The organism is Psychrobacter phenylpyruvicus DSM 7000 = NBRC 102152 (assembly GCF_000685805.1).
GTDB classification, from domain to species: Bacteria; Pseudomonadota; Gammaproteobacteria; order Pseudomonadales; family Moraxellaceae; genus Psychrobacter; species Psychrobacter phenylpyruvicus.
In genome coordinates this window covers 22,171-45,955 of the sequence record NZ_JMKP01000013.1, presented here as the reverse complement: position 1 = coordinate 45,955, position 23,785 = coordinate 22,171, and the positions used below count along the sequence as shown (strand labels likewise).

The window sequence follows — 23,785 nt, the reverse complement described above, 5'->3', positions numbered from 1 at the left end:
CTGGTTTAGAATAGCTATACTATAAAGTTTTATATAAAGAAGTGCTTCAAAGTGTAGGCGCTGTTTATTGTGGTTAAACTAGAGTTGCTTTAACGGTTATTTTACACTATATTGCTTTACACCTTATCTTTAAGGCGATAATTGTGAGAAACTTGATTCCTAAACTGGGGCTAGCCCTAGTGCTAAGCTCTGGGTTAATCTTGTGTGCCTGTGAACCTGAAACTGGAGGAACGACAGGTACTGTGGAAGGCGGCTCCAACCTTAACAACATTGAAATAGATTCAGCAGATACTTCTGTTGCCGCTGGTACTGAACAACGTACAGAATCCTCTTTGGTTTGTGTTAATAGAGTGATTTTGGAAGCTTTTGAGCAGCAACGCAACTCTATACAAGTTAAAGGCTGCGGGCAGGTAATAGCGGTATTGGCTGACGATAATAAGGGCAGCCGTCACCAGCGTTTTATTGTTGAGTTAGCGGATGTTGAACCAAAACATACAGTACTTATTGCTCATAATATAGATTTAGCACCAAGAGTTGACGCTCTACAAAAAGGCGATGAGGTGGTCTTTTATGGCCAATACGAATACAACCCACAAGGTGGGGTAGTACATTGGACGCATCATGATCCCGCCGCACGACACCAGCATGGTTGGATAGAGCATAAGGCGCAGCGTTTCCAATAGTTCCTATTTACCGGGTTTGGTTTATATTTATAGGACTTAACCTGCCGTTACTAACAACTTACTGGCAATCTTTCTTTATATTGTGATTTTTTAGTTTTTAACCTATTTTGGCAGAGTTTTTCTACCTCTACAGAGGCTAGGGAACTCACTATAAGTCAGCGTTTTGTCACTTATAGATGATAATGTTTTTAGTTAACTGTTTTGTTTAATAGTATAATGACCCTTTTACCCTATTTATCAGGAATACGCATGATTACTTTGCGGCCATTAGTACAGATGTCGAGACTGCCTTCTGCAAAAATTAAGTTTTTGACCCTTTCTGTTGCAGCGGCTTGTTGCGTGCCGTTAACCGTTAGTGCTGCTTCTGCTGAGACCGGAAATTCAACCACCGACGCCGTAGGCTCAAATGCCCCACAAGTGGCTGTTGATGCCTTTATGAAATGTACCGATTTAAAACTAGAAGCGGCTCGTCTGGCTTGCTATGACAAAGTTGCTTATGGTGAAGAGGTTATTTTAGGTCGTGAAAAAGCACCTTTGGATTTGGTTGAGACCGTTAAGGCCAGCTTTAGTGACCTTCGACCAACTGCAGTCTTTGTAACCGAAAATCGTGAAGTTTCAAAGGTAGATGTAGAGTCAGCCACTGAAGTAGAGGAACCAGTCTCTCCTGGAGCGCCGACCGCTTTTGGTAATGAACAGCTGGCTAAAGCAGGTGTTACCATTGAGGATGTTGCGGCTTATACCCCGCTTAGTTTGGCTTATGACTTAGATAAAAATAGTGAGCAGGGCACTTGGACTGTTAGACCGCATCGTCCTATTTATTTATTACCCGCTTATGTTCAATACTCTCCAAATCTCCGTCCAGAAACACCTACTCAACATCCTGAAGATTTTGAATTTGAAGATTATGGCAATAAATATGCTGACAAATTAGAGCTTAAAGCTCAGATATCTTTGAAGACTAAGATGATAGAAGACGTGTTTGATACCAACGCCGATGTTTGGTTTGGTTATACGCAGCAAATGCATTGGCAGGTGTATAACAGTGAGCACTCACGTCCTTTTAGAGCTACCGACTATTTGCCTGAGGTGTTTATTACTCAGCCAGTAAAAGCGAGCTTACCTTTTAATGGTCGTTTGCGTATGTTGGGTGCGGGGGCTATTCACCACTCTAATGGCCAGTCTGATCCTTGGTCGCGCTCGTGGAACCGTTTGTATCTAATGGGTGGGGCTGAGTGGGGTAAGTTTAGTCTTCAGCCCAAGATTTGGACCCATGTTAAAGAGAAGAATAACTCTAAGTCGAGTGATAACCCAGATATTACCGATTACTATGGTCATGGAGAGCTTAAAGCATTATACGACTTTGGTCGAGGCGAGACCTTGTCTGCTTTAGGTCGTTATAATTTTGAAACTGACAAAGGGGCTATTGAGGTAGATTATACGGTTCCTATATCGCGTGATGTGTATGGGTTTATCCAACTTTTCCATGGTTATGGGGAGTCTATCATTGATTATAATAAAGAAACCACTGCTGTCGGTGTGGGTCTATCTTTAAATGATTGGAAAGGTCTGTAGAAGTCATTGACTTCTTTGGCCCAGAAAGCGGCACAGCGAAAAACTATACGACCAAGAGTTATCCAACAAGCTGTGCCTGCCTTTTATCAACTGGGTATGTGGCGGGTACAGTATTTACAAAGTGTTTGCTGTGTTTGCCATAGCAATCCAGCTGTTGCACAAAAAGAGGGCTTGCATTGTAAGCGCTCTTTTTTTTCATCAATTATTTGTCAAGCCTGTCATGATAGTGTCTCTTGGCAGCCTAAGCTTTTGCAGCACCTCATCCCTCTCGAAGATGTTGACCCTCTTAATTCTCAGCCAGTCTCTCCTCGCACTTTGCAAATTCAAGCAGCGGCTCCGCATCTCAGCTATATAAGAGCTGCTATCATTGCTTTTAAATATAAAGAGCAAGTGGATGCTTTACCAGTATTGGTTCATGCCATTCATCAATTACCTAGACCGAAAGGTTGTCATGCAACCAATAGTGTCATTGTACCCACACCAACTACTTCCAATCGGCTAAAAAAGCGGGGTTATGACCCTGTCTCAGTACTGGCTTACTATTTATCAAAGCATTGGCAAATACCTTTGTGGTATGGGGTAAATCGTATTGATGATGCGGTTAGCCAGCAAGGTTTGGCCAGAAACGAACGTCAAGCTAACATAAGCCATGCCTTTAATATCAATGCCAAACCTACAGTGAAGCGGTTGTTGTTATTTGATGATGTGGTGACTACTGGAACGACCTTAGCTGCGATCGCTAAGACCATAACTAACATCCATCCTGATACAAAAATAAGAGCTTACTGTGTCTCTCATGGTAAATAAATCCCCCTTTAGCACAAAAGTTAGGTACTATAATATTTAGTTTTACTTAACTTTGTTTTATTTATTTCGCCTTAATATTATATAATAAGCTCCAGAATACTAGTCACTTTCTAAGCCTATCGGGATAGCTCAACAATGGTCAGAGACCCGAAATTATATTATGGCTTTCAGCAGCAGGGACTTGGACTTATGGAAGTCTTAGTGGCCTTGTTTATATTTAGTAGTGCTGCTTTAGGCTATGCTATCTTGCAGGGTCAGGCCATGAGCAGTACCAATCACTCAATGATGCGCCTGCGGGCATTGATGATATTGAATGAGACTTCAGAGCGTATAAGGACTAATAGTCAGCTGCAGGACTTTAGTATTTATCAGCAATACTTTAATGACACGGGGGTTTTTGAAGCGGCAGACTGTATACAAAGTAAAGGTTGCAGTGCAGAACAGCTGGCACGGAATGATGTCGTAAATTTAACACAGCATGCGGCTGAGCAAGGATTTAGCCTAGGTATGATTGACTGTCCAGGAGTTAGGGAGAGGATAAATGGGGTAGCCCCAAAGTGCTTGATAGTAGCTTGGGGGAAGACCACAGCAGATAATCAAAGTGGTATGAGCCAGGATAGTAAGGAGCGCAGCGAATCAACGCATTGTTTTAATGCAGAGGGTAGCGTCGCAAAACAAGCTGACTGTGTCTTTGCGAGATTAATTGATGCTTCATAAAGTCAATCACAGACAGCGACCAGTCAAGGCTTTAGCCAAAATGCGTTGTCAATCTAAGGCCAATATGACGCTAACTGAGCGAGGATTTACCTTAATTGAGTTAATGTTAGCCTTGAGTTTAGGATTGGTAATAAGCTCAGCCGCTTTTCAGCTTTTTACCCATAGTATGAGCACTCAAAAGCTACAGCGTTCTGTCTCTGAGGTACAGGATGCAGCTGTTTTTGGGTTAACTGCAATGGTGAAAGAAATCTCACATGCCAACCTAGGTGCTTCAAACTCGATGCGACAACAAACGGCTGGGACAGGGATTGTGTTAACTGGCTCTGAGGATAGCTTGCAATCAAGCTTAGCGGGCAAGCCGATCAAAGTGGGTAACCTAAGAGGAATACGCGGCATTGAGCCTAGGCTACTGACCAAAAATGGGGCGGGGCCTAGTAATCTTATAGCGCCTGCAACTAGTGATCAGCTGACCATACAGTATCAGGCTCCTTTTGATAGTTATGACTGTGAAGGTAGGACAGTTAATAAAGGAGATATGGTGATTGAGCGCTATTTTACGCGTATAGACAATCAGCGTGTCGGTAAAGAGGATAAAGCACAGGCCATTGTTTTGGCATGTGATGCCGGTAGCTATTTATTAAATGGGGTACAAAATGCCAATAGCCAAGCTAAAGATAGTCTGAGCATTGAAGGCTTTGGTGACAATGGGGTGATACTGATTAATAGGGTAGATTATTTCTCAGTTAAGCTAGGCGTTCAGCTAGAGCAAGGAGTGGCTTATATGCCTATCGATACGTATCTTACTAAGCATGCTTCGAGTCAAATCTTGATGCCCTATGCCTCAAACTACATCTATGATGCGCCTATTGTGGCGATTGAGTTAGGGGTTATTGCCCGCAGTATGAGTGAGGTGGCTGGAGGAGATAGCAAAAAAATGCGTACTACTTTTCAGTTGCAAGGTGAAGACTATCAAATTAGACAAACAACCCCCCATTATAAGCGTCAAACGTTACAAACTGTGGTAGCGCTACGCAATACTCGGCTCAGCCAATGATGAAGAATTGGCAATGAAAACAGCCGAAAACTTCAAAATAAACCTTGCTTATCGAACAGATAGTCGATTTAGACGCCGACTTAATAATCAGGGGCAACACACTCAAAAGCAACAAGGGGCAGTGTTGATGATAGTACTATTGCTCCTGCTGTTAATGGCTACCGCTAGTCTTATTGCTATAAGAAGTGCTAATACCTCTTTGGATTTGACCACAACCTATCAAATCAATCAGCTATTGTTTCAAGCATCCGACGCCCCGCTGCGACAGCTAGATAAGCTATCAAAAGATAAGGAGCAGTTAGGCTTATTAACAGCGGACTCCGGACCTTTTGGCTACTTGTCAAAACAGGGAATAAATCCAGTACTAGCAGAATATACGGTGTGCTACCAGCCAGAACTGCACTCGAAAATTTTTAGCGCTTCTAGCGCAAAAATAATAACCGATAGCAAGGAAGTTCTAAATCCTAAAGGCTACTGTAATTTGGCTGACAGTGATGGTGATCACTTTGTTAGTGACCGAAAAATCATCGCTACCCAACTATCATTTGTGCGGCTAAGCTCAGTAGAGCATCACTCCTTAGAGCCGGCAAAATCTAAAGATACCACCAAAACTCATACATCGACTCCATTTTCAGGTCCTGTAGGGCAAGACTTAGCAAATAATAAGCAAACCCACATTCGGCTTTATGTCACCTCTGTTATGCCAAGCTTCAGCAGAGCTAGGCTGGGTGAGATTGACAGCTGCTTGGCCAAGCCGGTGACTATAAAGATCTCAAAAAACACTTGGTTTAGCCAGAGCGAAAATCAATTGGCTTGTCTAAAAAGAACAGGTACTCCTTTCAATACCCAAGTGCAAGACTATGTGTTTTCTTATCAGGCAGTACCTGATATATAACCTTAGTTTTGCTTTTTTATCATAGTAGCCGGTGATTTATTACCAGCTAATAATACCTAAATGGCCCCATCAACAGCTAAGGATAATGACTTATCGAGGATGATGACTTTCAGTCTAACCACTTCCGACCTAATAACTGTCAGTTTAATAACTATCAGCTTAATAACTGTCAGTTTAATAACTATATCCTTTTTTGTCTGCAGAGGTTATGGCGTAGCGGGATACAGCTGGTAAAAAAGTCTTGTCAGAGTTTTAGGCTGCTTATGCCATCAATCAGTGTAGTTTTGATTGTGATGGCCATGCTCATTCAGCTTGTCGTTAGTCCTTATGCTTCGGCCAATACTTCACCGGCCCAAGGAGATTTAGCTGTTTATAGTGTGGGCTATCATTCAAGCTCGGTACAAGCGCCAGGACCGGTGTTATTTTTATTGCTAGACCCTGCCTTATATACAACTCCCAATCACACACAGCACCTGCAATATTTACAGCACGCTTTAGATTATCTTATGGACACGCCCGGACTGATGGCAGATAACTTGCAATTGGGTATTGGTAAAGTGACTGATGTGGATCAGGGAGAGACGGCGGCAGAGTTGGTATTGGTTCCAGTAGCAGCCCTTGGTCAGGTAGCCGATAGCCATCACCCTAAGTCACAGCGTCATAAAATTAAAAACTTCATCAAAGATCAGTGTCCGCAGTTTCCCAACTGTAGAAGACAACATACAGGGGACGATGACTTATTTATCAGCAGTATGGCTGCTTATGCTCAAGCGTCTGCTTATATGATGGGCACAGATAACGGCAGTAGGGCAGTTAACAAGGCTAATAGGGTTAACAAGGCTAGTAGGGATGGTCGTTCAAGCGAAACTGATTCAGTATCGCTTGACGATATTGAAATTGTTGATATCGGAAATACTTCGAGCCAATTGCCTGTAGGGCAACCCTCCATTAAAGCTAATAATGAGCCAGTCGCATTGATGGATATAGAGCCAGCTTTCTCTATAAGCAATGCTCAAAAGCTTTATTCAAAACCTATCTATAATCAATGTTCTGCACGGCACTTTGAGACCGAGGCATTAGATGCTTTGGCTTATAGCGTCGGCAATGCAGTGGTTATCATAACGGCGGACTCAGATTCAGCAGCGTTGATATCAAGTGGGCCTGCATCGCCGATGTCAAACTTAGACCCTTTAGCCATGATGACTCAGTCTTTAATAGCAAAATACCCTTCATCTACTCGTGGCGATTTAGCTTACCAACAATATATCTTGCAGCAGTGCCATTCACAATCGCTGAGCTCAACCTCAAATCCAACCGCAGCCTTGAGTCCAAATCTAATCCAAACATTAGGCACTGAGGGGGATTGGTCAAATAAAGCCCTATCTTGGCGCTGTGTCCAAAATTATGCTCGCCATCTCAATCAGTTTAAGGCCGCTAACGTTGATTATCATAATCCGTTAGGGATTGCCCTAAAAACGGCGGTTATTGCTTTTAGTAATGCAGACAATGCTCTAAACGTAGTGGGTGAAAATAAAGGCTTACCCAGCTACGACTGTCTAGCAGCCACAGTAGCACCGAGCATAAGACAAAAGTGTTTGTTAGGGCAGTATGGACATAATTATGGAGAAGGGGGCTTTTTTCAGTCAGTTAATACTAGGGTAGGTGCGACTTCTGAACAAGGGAGAAAGCAAAGTGTAGAGCTGGCTCAAGCCTTGATTATTATGGCAAAAAACTTGACGACACAGCCCTCCGCTATGGCAAGGAAAGCACCGTTTCAGATGGTTAACTTTATGCATGGTAGTGAGTTGTTTAAAAAGAGTTATCAGACTTATTTACAGCCTCAATTTGGCAGCTTACAGGCACAGTGGCCAGGAGGTGTGAGTAAATATCAGTCATCCGTAGTAAACAATATTTTTGCTGCAGAAGTTATTAAAAATAAGCGGCAATTATTGAAAAATCCTAGAAATATCTATCTAAGTCAAGCTGAGACAGGAGAGCTGATAGCACAAACCACTGAGAGCATTAACCGCTTTCAGCTGCCTAAACTGACTCCAAAGCAACAGCTCAAACTTCGACAATCGCTACTGAGCTATATGTTTGATGCTAGCCCGCCAAGTGGTGGTATTCATCATTCAACGCCTATTGCTTTAATTAGTAAAGCTCAACCGCTAACCTCCAATCAATCTAGTACTATTAACCTGTCTGAATCCACAAAATATAGCTATAAAAAGCATATTTTATACGGGGCTATGGACAATGCTTTGCATATTATTGATGAGGCAACGGGTGAGGAGATAGCGGCCTATTTTGCCAAAGAGGTCTTGGCTGAAAACGGCCAATACCAAGCTATCAGGCAGGACAGCTTGGCGGCATCAACAGAAGCTCATCCCAGCTTTGGTATCGATGGGCCTTGGACTCAATATGCCCGTTATATAACCAATGCAGAGGGGGAGAGTATCGCGAAGCCTTTGTATGTATTTGGTGGTGCAAGATTAGGGGCTAGGGCTTACTACGGCTTGGATTTAACCGGTCTGGATAGAGTAGACTCTGCCCATAACCTAAATGGCTTTGCGCCAAAGCAGTTATTTACTATTACCCCTGATCGGCAAGATTTTGGTCAGCAGTATTTCAAACAGTTAGCTTATAGTTGGAGTAAGCCGGTCATTACTCATATTAATTGGTTTGGTGTGCCTAAATTAGTTGCGATACTCTCAGGAGGCTATGATGCCAATGAGTATGATAAGCCGGATGGATTACGGGAACGCCACTACTTACAACAAGGCCAACAGTCGATATTGGGTAATGCTATATATATTGTCGATGCCAAAACAGGAGTGCCACTTATTGTGGCTACAGCAGACAATGAGACACAGAGTATTATAGGCAGTAACGATGATAACGGCTTTTCTGACTTGTCAAAAGACGCCGGTAAAGTATTGCAGGTAGCAAATGCCTCAATGTTGTATAGCATCACAGGTTCAGTTAAGGCTATGGATAGAGAGGAGGATGGTCTCACAGATCATCTGTATTTTGCAGATTTGGAGGGACAGCTATTTCGATTGGATATAGACAATGTGGCTTCCTCGCCTGCCCTAGCGAGTAAGGTGCGGGTGGTACGTTTAGCAGATTTTAGACGTCAAAAAAACAGTCCTGGACCACGCTTTTATGAAACTCCTGTGGTCACTCTGCAAAATCATAATGCTGTTGATAGTCGCTCTAGTAAATTTGCCACAGTCAGTGTCGCTTCAGGCGATCGTAGCCATCCTTTGCGTATTACTGATCCTACAAAGCATACCGTGAGTCTGGAGATTGAGTATTTAGATAGCTTAGGGCATAGACAGATCTTACAAGCTGTGCATAAGCAATTTTTAACTACAGATGATGCAGGAGTTAAATTAGAAAGTAGCAAGTGGCAACTGATAGCTTCTGATTTAGCGCTAACTAGTGACATTGATAATAATAGTGATATTCGCTTTGATAACGGTCAGTTTCAATTGGCCACCAAGCTGTTTATGCCGGGTTCATTGCTGAAGGCAACCACTACATTTGCTTCGACAGATAAAATCAGTGCCAGCCTTAGAGTGCCAAGCTCTTTTGTCTCAATTAGTCCAAGTCAGTCTCTGCCAGCAATAGCAGATCCTTTGGCTCCTATTCTTAGTGTTACCAAATACTGGATTGGAATTAAGCCGATGACAACAGAAAAAATGTCAGTCCTTAGTCGCACAGCCAATCATGTCTATACCCTCTACGATAAGGATGTGGCCAATCCGGCTTTATTTAATACGCCGGTGTCCGCATTACAGACTCGTGATATCTATTTGACTGAAGAGAACTTCCCAGATTTACCCACTATTGATGTCAGCAATCCCCAATTCAGTGGTTATCAAAAGCAAGGTTGGCGCTCGCCTTTGACTCAATTTGGTCAACACCATGCCAATTTTAATAAGGCGGGTGTGGTAGAGAAGCTGAATAATCAAGATAGGGTTTCGGGTAGTAACAGCTTAGCCAATGCCTTAGCTATTAAAGCTTTTGGTCCTATGTTTGCAGTCAGTAATAAGCTTTATCTAACCGCCTATAATCCGGTACCAAAGTCACAGCCTCTAGCTGCTTGTCGCGCGCAGCTTATAGGCAATACAGAGGTGTATCAGTTTTGTCTTCCATACGGTAACTGTAACACTGCTAACAAAGTCTATCGCAGTCATGTGCAGCGAATTGGCTATGGTAACGGATTAAATCCTTTGTCTTGGAAAACAGTGGGAGAGGGCAAAGCCAGACAGCTATTTATAGCTCAAGTTTCCGGTATTTACTCAGAAGCAAATCCGACTGAAGAGACTCACTTATCTATACTAGTGAACCTTAATGATATCCAAGCGGCTCCTAAGTTTGTTAATAGCTTTACGCTACAGCCAAAATTACAGCTCGAGCAGTGGTTTGATTATAGCAATCACCTTTCAGTTTCAGACTAGGCAGTACATAAAATGGCTATCAGTGCAGACTCTAAGAGAAATCAATTTGTTATTAGCAAAGAGGCGCAGGGATTTAGTTTAATTGAGTTGATGTTGGTGAGTATGATCATCGCTGTATTGATGCTGATTGCTGTACCAAGTTATAACCATTACCTACTGCAAAAAGAGCAACATATTGCACAGCAGCAGGGACTGTATCTTGCCAATCAATTGCAGCGATGGCGAGCAAGGCATCTGACTTATGCTGGGTTTTCGGTCAGTGAAGCACTTAAAAATCAGCCCACAACTAAATATTCAGTCCAACTCACAGACGCAACCGGCAAGCGACTATTGACTGACAGCCATGCAAATCCACAGGGGTGGCGGCTGTTGATTCAGCCTAAGCCTGAATTTGAGAAGCTTAAATCAGCCAGTCATTATTATCTAGACAGCTGGGGGCAAAGATGTGTGTTTGCGAGTACGCCGTCTTTGCCAGAAATAATCTCTATGCAGCAGTGTTCTAATAGTTGGTAGGTAAACCTTATTGGATTAATGTTAACCCATCATTACTTTAGTCAATTATTATTTAGTTAATTTAAATAAATAGTGTTATTATCAAATTTAATTGATTTATTTGGCAAGGATGTATGATGGAAACAGAAAAAGGTTTTACTTTGATAGAGTTGATGGTGGTGGTCGCCATCATTGGGACCTTATCCTTAATTGCCATACCTGCTTATCAAAATTATGCCAAAAAGTCTTCTGAAGTGGCATGTCTTGCTGAAACCAAGGCCTTTAGTGATAAGCTATTTATAGATATTAATACAGGTATAGATGACTTAAAGACAGAACCTTCTTATAATCTATTGGAGGCTTTTAAACTAAAAAACTCTGCTTGTAAAGATTTAATCTATACCGCAGAAGTCTTAGACGCAGACAATAAAGTAACGACTTTGGCCAATATTACCGGCACCATAAAAAACCCGATAGATAAAGATAAGCATCAGATTATATGTACTTTAGGGGAGGTAGTGAACTGTCCTTATCCACTTAATTAGTCTGACGTAGTAACAGCCATAAGAAAAGCGACCCATATCATAGATATAGGTCGCTTTTTGATTCACCGAGCTTGGCTATGCGTAAGTGTGTAGGGCTTAGTGCTTAGCGCTCTAAATACTGAATCTTACCTTCAACGCCATCCCACTTCGCAGCGTCTGGTAATTGATCTTTCATTTCAGTAATGTTTGGCCACTCTTCTGCAAGCTCTGCGTTCAACTCAATAAACTCTTCTTGACCCTTAGGCACTTCGTCTTCTGAGAAAATAGCATTGGCTGGGCACTCAGGCTCACATAAGGCGCAGTCAATACATTCGTCAGGATGAATGACCAAAAAGTTAGGCCCTTCATAAAAGCAGTCCACAGGGCAGACTTCAACACAATCGGTGTATTTGCAGCGGATGCAATTATCAGTGACAACAAATGTCATAGCGAGCTACCTTTATAAAAGTTATCTTGGACTTTGTTTTAACCATTATGGCGAATTTGGCTTAGTGACTTATAACTTCAATATGAGTCATAGTAACCGTACCAGTAGCAAGCTAAATGGTTAATATCACAAGATAAGTAAGTTGCGAATGAGGGATAAGATTTATTTGTGAGGTGTATTTTACCCTGTTAATCACTATTTCACAAATTCCTATCAGTCAGCTTTTTTGATTTAATTGTCCTCAGTATCGCTCTTTAACTTATATAGCAAATCAAGCGCTTGTCTGGGAGTTAATTCATCGGGTTGCAGTTGTTTGAGTTTTTCAAAGACGGCCATAGCCCTAGGATTTATCGAGTCTGCTTGGCTTATCTCAGCGGTTTGTTCAGAGCTAAATTCTGCAGGCTGAGACGGTGTTAACTGTAACGATGTCTGCGAATAAGCTGTGTTTTTTTGCTCAGTATTCAGGCTTTGGTCAGCATTTGCATAAGCTTTATCGATTTTAGCATGATTAACTTCGTAGTCGGCTTCAGGGGAAGCGGCTGCTCTATTTAACGAGTTTTGTTGGGTGAGATAGTGAGTAGCTGCAGTTAATACTTGTTCAGGGATCCCCGCCATTTTTGCCACATGCAGGCCAAAGCTTGAGCTGGCAGCTCCCTTTTGTATTTTGTGCAGCAATAACAATTGCCCTTCTACTTCACTGGCAGCAACATGTACGTTTCTGATTTTATGAGCCAGTTCAGGTTGTTTTGCCAATTCAGTTAGCTCAAAGTAATGCGTGGCAAATAAAGTTAAACTTCCCATTTCAGCCAACTGAACCGCACAAGCATGAGCAATGGCCAGACCATCGGTGGTAGAGGTGCCCCGACCTACCTCATCCATTAATACCAATGAGCGCGAGCTGGCAAGGTTTAAAATTTGAGCGGTTTCAATCATTTCCACCATAAAAGTAGACTTACCACCCGCCAAGTCGTCAGCCGAGCCAATACGGGTAAATATACGGTCAATGTCACCGATACGTGCGGAGCTAGCTGGCACAAAGCTACCACAGCATGCAAGCAATACAATCAAGGCCGTCTGACGCATATAAGTGGATTTACCGCCCATATTAGGTCCGGTAATCAGCAGTAAACGTTGCTCATTAGATTCAGTGCCTAATTGACAGTCATTGGCCACGAACTGCTGAGCTGAAGCAGGGGAGAGGGGTGCCGATGCTTTACCGTGCAGATTCTGTGGTTGGTTCATAGCTTCCACCACCAAGTGACGACCGTCTTCGATATCAATATAGCTTGATTCAGGGGTCAAAACAGGCCGTACCCAGTGGCTTTCTTTAGCCAATACTGCCCAGTTTAGCAGCACATCAAGCTGTGAGAGGGAAGAGCTTAACTGCTGTAAGTGAGACAGCTGTTCGCTAAGGGTGACCAAAACCCCTTGGTATAAAGCTTTTTCACGGGCTAGGGCATTGGTTTGAGCTTCTAAGTAGTCCACTTCTAGAGTTTTTAGCGGTTCGGTGATAAAGCGCTCACTATTTTTCAGAGTTTGGCGACGGATAAAGGCCTCTGGTGCGGAGCTGGCTTGTCCTTTAGGTAGCTCAAAATAAAAACCACTGACTTTATTAAAGCCCACTTTAAGGCTTGGTAACTTGTAGTTTTGACGCGCCTCATCAGCCATCTCTTCCAAGGTTTCTTGAATATTGTCATGCAAATGCACCAAGCGATCAAACTCTTCATCGTAGCCAGTTGCTATCATTCCGCCGTCACGAATATGGGCTGGCGGTTCTTCTACAATGGCTCTGTCTAATAAGTCAGCAATCTCAATGAGCTCAGGGTGCTGTAAAGGCAGCTGTTTAAATAATTGCAGCAATAAAGGCGGTGCCTCAGCGGTTAGACCTAAAGTCTGTAAATATTCAGCCACTTGCTCACTGCTTCTGATACTAGATGCCAGACGTCTTAAATCACGAGGCTTAGCGCTGTGTAACGCGATACGGCTGCTGATGCGTTCAATATCCCCAATGCTTTGTAGCTGCTGTTGTAACGGCTGCAAATTAGCCAGTGCCGGCTGATCAACAAACCATTCAACAGCGTCTAGTCGGGCCTGCAATTGCTGATGGGCTTGCGATAGACGTAAAGGACGCTTTAGCTGGTTTGCCAGCAGTCTCTTGCCCATTGGGGTCTGACAGTGGTTGACCACACTAAGTAAGCTAGTACCAGTTGGGCTTACTGGTGAAAAAAGCTCTAGGTTGCGGCTGCTAATGTCATCAATAATAAGATAGTCCTCATCACGCTCGACAATAAGCTCGTTCAGCTGAGGGGTATGACGCTGCTGAGTTTGCTGCGCATAATGAATTAAGGCGGCGGTACTGGTCTGGGCCACTAAGCTGTCGGCAATACCTAGCCCTTCAACGGTCTGAACATTAAATTGCCGGCATACTGTGGTGGCCGCATGCTGAGCATGGAAATCACTGGCTGCTACACTAATAACGGGGCAGTACAGCTTGTCTTGTAGCCAGTGTCGCCACTCATCTGAGGTGGTTTCAGGAATGATAACTTCACTGGGCGAAAAGCGAATCAGTATCGTGAGTAGCCGCTGCTTTAATAACTGCTCAAAGTCTAGGGATTTTTCTGGACTGTTGCCCTCTTGAGGGCCGCTGTTGTCCTTATCATAGCTATCGAGCATTGGCTGCTGTAATAAGGAGTCTAGACGAAGGGTCTGAGTACGAATAGTTCCGGCATTTAAGTCAAGTTGACTGATGCCCACCTGCCATTTTTTGGCTTGGGCTAAAGTAGCTTGTTGTAAGTTTTTACTGACCTGAAAATCAATGGCAACAACACTTGGAGTTTGGTTAGGCCCAATTAACGCATCGTCAGTCAGGGTACCTGCGGTTAATGTTTTTACCACTTCACGGCGCATAATACCTTTGGCAGCGGGCTTGTCGCTAGGGCTATTTGGCTCGGCAGTATCTTCTACTTGCTCACAAATAACTACAGTTTCACCAGCAGCGATAAGACGGGCCATATAGCTTTCTGCAGCGTGAAAGGGTACGCCTGCCATGGCAATATTATTGCCTGCTTTATCATTACCACGGCGGGTGAGGGTGATGTCTAAAATATCGGCAGCACGCTGGGCATCGTCGAAGAACAACTCATAAAAATCGCCCATACGATACAGCAGCAAAGCATGGGGGTATTGTGCCTTCAAGGTTAAGTACTGCACCATCATTGGGGTGTGGTCATCTAAGTTATAGACCGTACCAGCAATATTTAGAATTGAGTCGTTAGTAGGGGTATTAGACATAGTTGGGGTAACAGACATAGTAAGCTTTCAAAGAAAAACAATAAGCAAAAAATAGGAGTGGCCCCTCTTGTTTGGGGCTTTAAGAAGATAAAAAAGAGTATTACAGTAATATACTCTCTCTATTTTCTATTTTAACATCTATTGAGGGCGAATTTAGAAACGTATGGTAAGCGCTGCCTGAGCGGTTATATAGTGTTGTCTGCGCGGTTATATGGTGTTGCTTGGGCGGTTATATATAGTAAAGCCAAGCGTGGACTGGTAGGTAAAATTACTGAGACAAGCCAACTTTTTTATAAAAAATAACAAATAATTTATGGCTGTAGATTCAGTTGCCCTTGTATCTATCAATACTGTTACCATATATAATAGATAAAATTTTTTTATGGTCTGCACCTAATAATGCACGACTGAGTCGATAAGTAGGTCTACAAAGTTATGTTGTCAAAAATAATCGGAAGCGTAATTGGTACTAAAAACGATCGTGAGTTAAAGCGGATGCGCCAAATTGTCGCAAAAGTAAATGCTCAAGAAGAAGCAATAGCCGCCCTGACAGACGAACAGCTTCGTAATAAAACGGCAGAGTTTAAGAGTCGTTTTGACGAAGGGGCTAGCCTAGACTCTTTATTGCCTGAGGCTTTTGCGGTGTGTCGTGAAGCCTCAAAGCGTGTGTTAGGTATGCGTCATTACGATGTGCAGATTATCGGTGGTATCACCCTGCATGAAGGTAAAATCGCTGAGATGCGTACCGGTGAAGGTAAAACCTTAATGGCAACTTTGGCCATTTACCTCAATGCCATCAGTGGTAAAGGGGTACACGTGGTCACGGTGAACGACTACCTTGCGGCGCGTGACGCTGATTTAAACCGTCCCTTATTTAACTTCTTAGGATTAACGGTCGGCGTTATCTACTCGCAGCAGCCCCCACAAGAAAAAGTAGATGCTTATCAAGCTGACATTACTTATGGTACCAACAATGAGTACGGGTTTGATTACTTACGAGATAACATGGTATTTAGCTTAGCTGAGAAAAAACAGCGGCCGTTAAACTACTGTATTATTGACGAAATTGACTCGATTTTAATTGATGAAGCCCGTACACCGCTTATTATTTCAGGTCAGGCAGATGACTCTTCTGCTACTTATGCGCTAATCAATAATATTATTCCTCGTCTAAAACGCTCGACTGATGAAGAAGCCAACAAAGAAAATAGAGATGGTGACTTCTGGATTGATGAAAAAAACCGCTCAATCGAAATCAGTGAAAAAGGCTACGAAAAAATTGAGGCTTTCTTAGTTGAAGTTGGTGAGCTTGGGGAAAATGAGAGCTTATACAGTCCAACCCGTCTGCCATTACTGGCTCACGTACAAGCAGCGATACGAGCACATCATATCTTCGTCAAAAACGTGCACTACATCGTTAATGATGGCGAAGTAATCATCGTTGACGAAAACACCGGTCGTACCATGCCAGGTCGTCGTTGGTCAGATGGTCTGCATCAGGCAGTAGAGGCCAAGGAAGGGGTAGAAATCCAGGCAGAGAACCAAACTCTGGCAACCACCACATTCCAGAACTATTTCCGTCTATATGACAAGCTATCGGGTATGACGGGTACTGCGGATACTGAAGCTGCTGAATTTAAATCTACCTATGACATCGATGTGGTGGTTATTCCAACCCACAAACCGATTGCCCGTATTGACTTAGATGACCAGATTTTCTTAACTAAGCTGGGCAAATACAAAGGCATTATCCGCGAAATTAAAGAGATTCAGGCCAAGGGCGCTCCGGTATTGGTGGGTACTGCCACTATTGAAGCCAGTGAAGAATTATCATATTTACTGGACCAAGAAGGTATCAAACACAACGTCCTAAACGCTAAGCAGCACGAGCGTGAGGCTGAAATTATTGCTCAGGCAGGTAGCCCAAGAGCGGTCACTATTGCCACTAACATGGCAGGTCGTGGTACCGATATTATCCTAGGCGGTAACTGGCAGGCACAGATTGTCGATCCAGAAAACGTTAGCCCAGAAGAGATGGAGCGTCTAAGACAAGACTGGCAGAAAAAACACGATGAAGTATTGGCTGCAGGTGGCCTGCATATTATCGGTTCAGAGCGTCATGAATCACGCCGTATTGATAACCAGCTGCGTGGTCGTGCGGGCCGTCAAGGGGATCCAGGACAGTCACGATTCTTCTTGTCTTTAGAAGATGACTTAATGCGTATTTTCGCCGGTGATCGTGTGGTGAATATGATGCGCGCTATGGGTCTGAAGGAAGATGAAGCCATTGAGCACAAGATGGTGTCTCGCTCAATTGAAAATGCGCAAGGTAAAGTTGAAAGCCGTGACTTCGATGCGCGTAAAAACTTACTTAAATACGATGACGTGGCTAATGAGCAGCGTAAAGTTATCTACTCACAGCGCGATGATCTGCTTGCTGAAGCGGATTTACAAGATGCTATTGAAGAGATGCATCGTGATGTTTATGATGCGTTAATTAGCCAATTTGTTCCACCAGGATCTATTGATGATCAGTGGAATATTGATGGGTTAGAAGATGAGCTAGAAAGCGAGTTTAAATACTATATTCCCATAAATGACTGGTTAGATGAAGATCGCCGATTGGATGAAGAAGGTCTGCGTGAGAAAATTATCCAAACCGCCATTCAGCGTTATCGTGATCGCCGTGAGCAAATGTCGCCTGAGAATGCTGCTCAGCTTGAGCGTCATTTTATGCTACAAAGCTTGGACCGTCACTGGAAAGAGCATTTAACCCAAATGGATCAACTGCGTAAAGGGATTCATTTACGAGGGTATGCCCAAAAAGATCCGCAACAAGAATACAAGCGTGAGTCGTTCGAGCTATTCCAGATGATGCTAGGTGCTATTAAGTCAGACACCGTTCAAGATTTATCACGTGTTCATATTCCAACCAAAGAAGAATTAGAAGCGATGGAAGCTGAGCGCTTGGCACAGGCCGAACGTCAGCGTATGATGTTTGAACACGATGACTTAGATAGCTTAACTGGTGAGCGTCATAACGAGGCTGAAGTGGCTGCTGTTAATCAGGCACAACAGCAACAAAACAGACAGATGGCTGCACAATCAGCGGCAGATGGGGACAACCCATACGAAGGTATGAACATTAGTCGTAACGCTCCTTGTCCTTGTGGTTCGGGACTGCGTTATAAACAATGTCATGGGAAAATATAGTAGGCCAAAGAAAAATATAGTAGCTGTCAACTTTAGCTTATTCTTGATACTATTAAGTTAAGTTTGGTATCAAAGTCCTAAACACACAGTTAGAGTGCTGTTTATCGATCATGAGCACTCATAATGAGGTTGAAACTGAGTTTTTTTAGTAACACAAAACAAAAGGATAATGAATATGATGGGTATCAAATACTCTATGAAGTTAACAGTATTAACTGCAGCAATGGCGGCAGTGATGGGACTTACTGCCTGTCAAAAACAGTCAGAAGAAGCCCCAGCACCAGAAGCTGAAGCAGATGTGCCAATGTCAGCTGAGCCTGCTGAAGGTAATGATCCTGTTATCGTGGCTGATGATCTAGACGATGTTGATGCGCGCTCTGATAGTATTGAAGAAGCACAATCACAATCAATGGATGTTGAGAACGGCACGATGACTGCAGATCCAGAAGAGAAAACGGTTAAAGAGCCAGCCTCTACTGACGCAGCACCGGCTGAAACAGAGCAGTCACCAGCTGAGTAATGATACTTTTATAAGTGGTATTTTATAAGAGTAGCTTATAACTGACATTGTGACGATATAAGTAAGATAGCCAGCAATTGCTGGCTATTTTTTTGATTTATTTAATCAACTGTTTGTTTGAATAAAGTTCGTCTTAAGCCTCAAGGCTTGCGCACTTCATGATCAAAGTAACCTTCTTCTTGGACATCTAACTCTTCATGCTTCAGTTCCACATCAAAAGTATCTTTATGGATATGAGTGGATTTCTCAATAGCCACATCCTGTACCGCATAAGTTTCTTTTTTGATAACTGCCACCTGGCGAGAAATTACTATCTCTACAGGCTCATGCTCAAGCGATACCTGCTTGCCATTGACTGTAATACTTGGCTTACTGTCTAGTGTGGGCTCAATATGGCGCACTAAATCCGCCTCACTGGCCGTTGAGTTTAACAACTGTCTTGAGTCGGGATCATAGTACTCAGTATCAATGACCAATACTTCTTCCACTAGTTCTACCGGTACATTGACTGTTTTAGTTCTAACGTGCTTAGTTACGGTTACTTTACCGACATCAAGGCGTTCTTTATCTACAACAGCACGCTCTTCAAGCAGCTCCATATTACCGACTAAAGTACGATTGCTCTCAGTCGCTGTAGGACTAGAGAGGTCAGTCACTGAACGGTTCGTTGCAGTCTGTGGTTGGTTTTGTAGTGACTCTGACTGGGTAAGATTGGTATTATCTAATTTATTAGAATTATTTGATATAGGGCTCATAAGCATTCCTTTGGAATTAAAAGAGGTAACTATTAACAGCATACCCGAGGTACAATTAAAGCGCGTTTTTATTATGTTTATTTAGTTATAGATAGCGTTAAAAAAGCCAGAGTTAATTAACCCTGGCTTTCGCTTCGCTGCAATCTAACTGATTGAGTTACATCATAAGATTGCTATTTTTGGTAATTCATATCTTCAATATTGATTATTTATTACGATAGGCACGTACGTCGTCAGCAGTGATATCATCACGATCAACGATGTTACCTTCGCGGTCCACGATATTACCATCACGGTCGATATCTAGCTCTTCACGCTGAATCGTTTCATGAATGGTCTCAGTGCGGCGCTCAGTAGTTTTGCCGATATTAACTTCTTCTGTAACATAAGTGTCTTTGCTAACATTGGCACGTTCTGCTTCAAGTTCAACTTGTACCGAGTCTGCACCAGCATCATCACCAATTCTACGATCAGTAGGACGGTTCACTTCTTTACGTTCGATATGAGCATGCTCTTCTTCTAGCTCAACATCTACTGCGCGGTCTTCAGATACCACATGCTTGCCTACTTTAACTAGACCAGCAACAATGCGATCTTTGTTTACAGTTAGACGCTCTTCTAGCAGCTCTAGAGTATTAGGTGCATTGTAGTAATCTTCGTTCAATTCAAGACGCTCTTCAGCTGGAATAGTATCAGCTACGAAAGCTTGACGGTCTTTATTAGCTTGTTCATTATAGCTGTACTGATAGTCATGGTCATACTCTTCCATGGCTTCCACTTGAGATTTAGTCAGGCTGTCAAAGAAAATGTCATCACCAACGATACGGGCTAGACCAGCAGGCACTAAAACTTCTTTTGAGCTAAACCAACCGCCTGCATCTACAATTAAGTAGCGGATGCGACCAGTAATATCTTCAACCAACGCTCCTTCAACTTTACCGATTTTTTCTTCGTTGGCACCAAAAGCAGTTTTGCCAGTTGGATCATAATAATCATCACCAATTAGGTCACGGTGAGTAGCTTGGATGTCTTTTAAACGAATTAGTTGACTCATTATTTTTCTTCCTTTTGTGTTTGAGTTTGAAGTGTTTTCTGACACTTTATTGCTTGGTTAAAGTTAATTTTTTATTTAATAATTCTTGATGCTTTAAAACGAAACCGTCCACCTAAGTATCGGTTAAGTATCTGATTTAATTAAAGATAATTGCTAAAAAGCCTTTTCAGCAACTCATCCTCAATTGCTCGTCGATAACTTGATTATTAGAATAACAATAGAAAATTGGAGTTTATATAGTGAACGAGTATCACAGTATTAAAATGCGTAATTGCGTGTAATAGGGTGTAAACCAACTAACAAAGCTTTGTTTACTGTTACACATCCACTGTTTATTAGTGAGGGCATTACTGAGTTGCATAAAAAAAGAGCCTCATAAAGAGACTCTTTAATAAATTAAGAAATTGAAATAGTTATTTAATAACTACTATTAGATAACTACTAAGGCAATTCGATTGCGACCGCAACGGCTTCACCGCCACCGATACATAGTGAAGCAACACCTTTCTTACCACCAGTGCGTTTTAAAGAATTGATTAGTGTCACTAGGATACGAGCACCAGAACAACCTACTGGGTGACCAAGGGCACAAGCACCGCCTTCAATGTTTACCTTAGCATGAGGAATATTCATCTCATCCATAGCAGCCATAGTTACCATAGCGAAGGCTTCGTTAATTTCCCATAAGTCGACATCTTCAACTGACCAACCCGCTTTTTCTAGTACTTTTTGCATAGAACCAATTGGGGCGATGGTGAACTTACTTGGGTGTAAAGAGTTGGTAGCGGTAGCAACGATACGGGCTTCAATATTTAAGCCTTTTTCAGAAGCTACTTTTTCAGAGGTTACCACAACCGCTGCTGCACCATCAGAGATTGAGCTGGCGTTGGCGGCAGTAATTGTCCCTTCTTTAGCAAAAGCAGGACGTAAAGTAGGAATACGCTCAGCATTGGCTTTAGCAGGCTGCTCGTCAGTATCGATAACCACTTCACCCTTACGGGTTTTTACAGTAACAGGGGTGATTTCATCTTTGAAATGACCTTCGTTAATAGCGGTTAGCGCACGGTTTAATGATTCAATAGCGAAATCATCCATTTGCTCACGAGTATAACCTTTTTCATCCGCCATTTCTTGGGCGAACTGTCCCATAAGCTTACCGGTATCAGCATCTTCTAAGCCGTCAAGGAACATATGGTCTTTAACTGCATTATGGCCCATACGGTAACCTTGACGTGCTTGAGGCAAGACATAAGGAGCATTGGTCATAGACTCCATACCACCGGCAACGATAATATCAGCGCTGCCTGCTTTAATCGAATCATGAGCTTGCATTACTGCTTTTAAGCCTGAACCACAAAGTTTGTTGATGGTTACAGCGCCAGTGCTGTCTGGAATACCAGCATTGCGCATAGCTTGACGAGCAGGGCCCTGGCCAATACCTGCAGTTAGGATGCAGCCCATAATAACTTCATCAATCTCTTCCGCGTTTACACCCGCACGTTCAACGGCTACTTTAATGGCAGTAGCACCAAGCTGTGGAGCAGTGGCACCGGTAAGGTCGCCTTGGAATCCGCCCATTGGGGTACGGGCGCCGCTAACAATAACAATTGAATCTGAAGACATACTATTATCCTTAATTATGAAATGTAATTTATAACAGGTTATAAAACCCTTTAATCTTAGGTGGGTTAATAAAAACGGAGACTATCCCTTGTTATCAACCCACCCACAAACTAAGTCTTAACTCTAGTCTAGTTCGTGTAAGCGAATACGCACCACATCCGAGGTAATCGCTTCTAATGCTTCAATCTTATTAATGGCGCTATTCATTTGATTTTCAATTACTGGTAGCGTCAAAATAATGATGGGTACTTGGCCTTTTTGATGGGCCGGCTTTTGTAAAATAGCATCAATATTGATGCCGGCATCACTTAGAATACGGGTCACATCGGCTAATACGCCAGGGGTGTCTTTGGCTTCAAGACGCAAATAATAACCGGTGATCATCTGATCGGCAGCTAAGACCGGTGTATCAGACAGTTGGTTTGGCATAAACGCTAGGTGGGGAACGTGATGGCCATCTTTCACCGTTAACACACGGATTAAATCCATCACATCGGCCATAACCGCAGAAGCGGTAGCGCCGGCACCAGCACCGTCACCATAATAAAGCGTTTGGCCTAGCGGATGAGAGTTCACCAATACAGCGTTCTTCACCCCATTGACGTTGGCCAGAAGTTTATCTTCAGGGATTAAAGTGGGGTGAACTCGCAGCTCAATACCGGTAAGCTTCTTATCATTAGCATTGCCCTGTTGATTGTCATAGCGGCGCACGGCAAAGCCTAAATGCTTAATACGATAACCCAGCTCTTCAGCGTAAGTCACATCTTGTAGGGTGATTTTGGTAATGCCTTCACAGTACACTTTATCAAACTGCAAAGGAATACCAAATGCAATAGAAGCCAGTAGGGCTAATTTATGAGCAGCATCGATACCTTCCACATCGAAGGTAGGATCTGCTTCAGCATAGCCAAGCTCTTGTGCTTCAGCCAATACGTCATCGAAGTCGCGACCTTTATCGCGCATTTCCGACATAATAAAGTTGCCAGTACCATTGATGATGCCCGTTAACCAGTCAATTTTGTTGGCGGCCAGTGCTTCACGTAATACTTTAATAATAGGGATACCGCCAGCAACAGCGGCTTCATAAGCCACATGGACCTTGTGCTCTTCGGCCAAGGCAAAAATTTCGTTGCCATGTTCAGCAAGTAAGGCTTTGTTGGCAGTGACCACATGTTTGCCGTTTTTGATGGCGTGAATAATGACTTCTTTAGCAACGGTCATGCCACCAATTACTTCAACAACAATATCGACATCATCGCTTTCGGCAATCGCCATTAAATCACTATTCTGTTTGATGGCAGGGTCGATGTCATCGCGTTGACGACGGGTACCTACCTGGGTAATAACAATATCGTGACCACTACGCCTCTTAAGTTCTTTTAAGTTGTCCTTCAGTAGGTCTAGGACACCTGTGCCCACAGTGCCCAGTCCCAATATAGCAAGTTTGATTGATTTGCTCACGTTATCCTCAGTAGTGTTATCCAGCGTTATAATCTTTTTTTGGTATGAATAAAATTATAGAAATGCTTAGTAAATAAAGGTAAAGCCTCTATAGTTTATTACTATATAGGTTAATAATACTATTGTTTTCTAAAACTAAATAGCCCTTATTCATTGTGCCTTAATAGCTATGATTTACCTTCCTATCTTTGGTTTTATATCAAAGCGTTA

Annotated in this window: 17 protein-coding genes; 11 read left to right on the top strand and 6 right to left on the bottom strand. The window is 42.8% G+C overall.

Translation table 11 applies throughout. The annotated features are described in order from the left end of the window. The first annotated feature begins 143 nt into the window (after nucleotides 1-143). From G561_RS0106915 to G561_RS15655, 9 genes are all read left to right on the top strand, one after another. Nucleotides 144-683, top strand: coding sequence for a DUF3465 domain-containing protein (locus G561_RS0106915; protein WP_227674067.1), 540 nt, complete (start codon nucleotides 144-146; stop codon nucleotides 681-683). A 249-nt stretch (nucleotides 684-932) separates the two neighbouring features. Beyond that, nucleotides 933-2,255, top strand: a complete 1,323-nt coding sequence (locus G561_RS0106910; RefSeq protein ID WP_028858886.1) for a phospholipase A — start codon at nucleotides 933-935, stop codon at nucleotides 2,253-2,255. 6 nt (nucleotides 2,256-2,261) lie between these two features. After that, nucleotides 2,262-3,062: a ComF family protein gene (locus G561_RS0106905; protein ID WP_227674066.1), complete on the top strand. Its 801-nt coding sequence runs from the start codon at nucleotides 2,262-2,264 to the stop codon at nucleotides 3,060-3,062. 135 nt (nucleotides 3,063-3,197) lie between these two features. Beyond that, nucleotides 3,198-3,779: a prepilin-type N-terminal cleavage/methylation domain-containing protein gene (locus tag G561_RS0106900; RefSeq protein WP_037031903.1), complete on the top strand. Its 582-nt coding sequence runs from the start codon at nucleotides 3,198-3,200 to the stop codon at nucleotides 3,777-3,779. Between the two features lie 40 nt (nucleotides 3,780-3,819). Beyond that, on the top strand, nucleotides 3,820-4,833 hold the full coding sequence (locus G561_RS0106895; protein WP_028858883.1) for a prepilin-type N-terminal cleavage/methylation domain-containing protein: 1,014 nt from the start codon (nucleotides 3,820-3,822) through the stop codon (nucleotides 4,831-4,833). Between the two features lie 13 nt (nucleotides 4,834-4,846). Further along, complete coding sequence (locus G561_RS0106890; RefSeq protein WP_028858882.1) at nucleotides 4,847-5,728, top strand: hypothetical protein; 882 nt, start codon at nucleotides 4,847-4,849, stop codon at nucleotides 5,726-5,728. Nucleotides 5,729-5,991: 263 nt separating this feature from the next. Further along, nucleotides 5,992-10,194: a pilus assembly protein gene (locus tag G561_RS0106885; protein ID WP_028858881.1), complete on the top strand. Its 4,203-nt coding sequence runs from the start codon at nucleotides 5,992-5,994 to the stop codon at nucleotides 10,192-10,194. Nucleotides 10,195-10,206: 12 nt separating this feature from the next. Next, nucleotides 10,207-10,707, top strand: a complete 501-nt coding sequence (locus tag G561_RS14975; RefSeq protein WP_051584425.1) for a type IV pilin protein — start codon at nucleotides 10,207-10,209, stop codon at nucleotides 10,705-10,707. Between the two features lie 116 nt (nucleotides 10,708-10,823). Further along, nucleotides 10,824-11,231, top strand: coding sequence for a pilin (locus G561_RS15655; protein WP_051584424.1), 408 nt, complete (start codon nucleotides 10,824-10,826; stop codon nucleotides 11,229-11,231). A 103-nt stretch (nucleotides 11,232-11,334) separates the two neighbouring features. On the opposite strand, the gene fdxA is transcribed toward G561_RS15655, so the two are convergent. Together fdxA and mutS are read right to left on the bottom strand one after the other, a co-directional pair. Beyond that, entirely contained in the window at nucleotides 11,335-11,658 is a 324-nt protein-coding gene (gene fdxA, locus G561_RS0106870) for a ferredoxin FdxA (RefSeq protein WP_028858880.1), read from the bottom strand. A 231-nt stretch (nucleotides 11,659-11,889) separates the two neighbouring features. Further along, nucleotides 11,890-14,967 (bottom strand): DNA mismatch repair protein MutS, encoded by a 3,078-nt coding sequence (mutS, locus tag G561_RS0106865; RefSeq protein ID WP_037031902.1) that lies wholly within the window; start codon nucleotides 14,965-14,967, stop codon nucleotides 11,890-11,892. Between the two features lie 417 nt (nucleotides 14,968-15,384). Between mutS and secA the strand changes: the two genes are divergently transcribed. After that, nucleotides 15,385-18,162 carry a preprotein translocase subunit SecA gene (gene secA, locus G561_RS0106860; RefSeq protein WP_028858878.1) on the top strand — a complete coding sequence of 926 codons (2,778 nt, stop codon included), beginning with the start codon at nucleotides 15,385-15,387 and terminating at the stop codon, nucleotides 18,160-18,162. A gap of 175 nt (nucleotides 18,163-18,337) precedes the next feature. Further along, entirely contained in the window at nucleotides 18,338-18,682 is a 345-nt protein-coding gene (locus G561_RS14185; protein ID WP_037031900.1) for a hypothetical protein, read from the top strand. Nucleotides 18,683-18,822: 140 nt separating this feature from the next. On the opposite strand, the gene G561_RS0106850 is transcribed toward G561_RS14185, so the two are convergent. The 4 genes from G561_RS0106850 to G561_RS0106835 all read right to left on the bottom strand — a co-directional run bounded on the left by G561_RS0106850 (nucleotide 18,823) and on the right by G561_RS0106835 (nucleotide 23,575). Then, complete coding sequence (locus tag G561_RS0106850; RefSeq protein WP_028858877.1) at nucleotides 18,823-19,437, bottom strand: YsnF/AvaK domain-containing protein; 615 nt, start codon at nucleotides 19,435-19,437, stop codon at nucleotides 18,823-18,825. 205 nt (nucleotides 19,438-19,642) lie between these two features. Next, nucleotides 19,643-20,491, bottom strand: coding sequence for a DUF2382 domain-containing protein (locus G561_RS0106845; RefSeq protein WP_037031897.1), 849 nt, complete (start codon nucleotides 20,489-20,491; stop codon nucleotides 19,643-19,645). 441 nt (nucleotides 20,492-20,932) lie between these two features. Beyond that, a complete protein-coding gene (locus G561_RS0106840) occupies nucleotides 20,933-22,114 on the bottom strand; it encodes a thiolase family protein (RefSeq protein WP_028858875.1) in 1,182 nt (393 codons plus the stop codon). A 123-nt stretch (nucleotides 22,115-22,237) separates the two neighbouring features. Next, complete coding sequence (locus G561_RS0106835; protein WP_028858874.1) at nucleotides 22,238-23,575, bottom strand: homoserine dehydrogenase; 1,338 nt, start codon at nucleotides 23,573-23,575, stop codon at nucleotides 22,238-22,240. Between the last annotated feature and the right edge of the window lie 210 nt (nucleotides 23,576-23,785).

Bases quoted from the DNA above. Each gene is read 5' to 3' on its own strand.
- G561_RS0106910 (WP_028858886.1), top strand. From the start codon at position 933: ATGATTACTTTGCGGCCATTAGTACAGATGTCGAGACTGCCTTCTGCA.
- G561_RS14185 (WP_037031900.1), top strand. From the start codon at position 18,338: ATGATGGGTATCAAATACTCTATGAAGTTAACAGTATTAACTGCAGCA.
- G561_RS0106885 (WP_028858881.1), top strand. From the start codon at position 5,992: ATGCCATCAATCAGTGTAGTTTTGATTGTGATGGCCATGCTCATTCAG.
- G561_RS15655 (WP_051584424.1), top strand. From the start codon at position 10,824: ATGGAAACAGAAAAAGGTTTTACTTTGATAGAGTTGATGGTGGTGGTC.
- G561_RS14975 (WP_051584425.1), top strand. From the start codon at position 10,207: ATGGCTATCAGTGCAGACTCTAAGAGAAATCAATTTGTTATTAGCAAA.
- secA (WP_028858878.1), top strand. From the start codon at position 15,385: ATGTTGTCAAAAATAATCGGAAGCGTAATTGGTACTAAAAACGATCGT.
- fdxA (WP_028858880.1), bottom strand. From the start codon at position 11,658: ATGACATTTGTTGTCACTGATAATTGCATCCGCTGCAAATACACCGAT.
- G561_RS0106900 (WP_037031903.1), top strand. From the start codon at position 3,198: ATGGTCAGAGACCCGAAATTATATTATGGCTTTCAGCAGCAGGGACTT.
- G561_RS0106840 (WP_028858875.1), bottom strand. From the start codon at position 22,114: ATGTCTTCAGATTCAATTGTTATTGTTAGCGGCGCCCGTACCCCAATG.
- mutS (WP_037031902.1), bottom strand. From the start codon at position 14,967: ATGTCTGTTACCCCAACTATGTCTAATACCCCTACTAACGACTCAATT.
- G561_RS0106850 (WP_028858877.1), bottom strand. From the start codon at position 19,437: ATGAGCCCTATATCAAATAATTCTAATAAATTAGATAATACCAATCTT.
- G561_RS0106845 (WP_037031897.1), bottom strand. From the start codon at position 20,491: ATGAGTCAACTAATTCGTTTAAAAGACATCCAAGCTACTCACCGTGAC.
- G561_RS0106890 (WP_028858882.1), top strand. From the start codon at position 4,847: ATGAAAACAGCCGAAAACTTCAAAATAAACCTTGCTTATCGAACAGAT.
- G561_RS0106895 (WP_028858883.1), top strand. From the start codon at position 3,820: ATGCGTTGTCAATCTAAGGCCAATATGACGCTAACTGAGCGAGGATTT.